Source organism: Phormidium sp. CCY1219, assembly GCF_055795085.1.
The window spans coordinates 1-248 of the sequence record NZ_JAYFEQ010000130.1; the positions used below are offsets into that span (position 1 = coordinate 1).

The window sequence follows — 248 nt, forward strand, 5'->3', positions numbered from 1 at the left end:
TGCTGCTGCCGTCAACTCAACTCGATGGGCGTTGTATCGGGCTTTGTCTCAAACAGACCTTCCTGTAGAAACAGGCATCGGTGGTAGAACCAAGTTTAACCGCTCTGGTCAAGAATTAACTAAAACACACTGGCTAGATGCTGCTTGTGTTAGGAAATCAACACCAGAGCAACTGAACATATTGGTCAAGCAACCCTTGATTATTACAGCCACAGGACAAGGAAATTGTCAGATGTGCCGTACCGACA

At 46.4% G+C, this 248-nt stretch carries 1 pseudogene; it reads left to right on the plus strand.

Annotation, left to right across the window (positions count from 1 at the left end):
* Positions 1–43: 43 nt before the first annotated feature.
* Positions 44–248 (plus strand): annotated as a pseudogene (locus tag AC0QH1_RS00710) (RNA-guided endonuclease IscB); the annotation flags it as partial.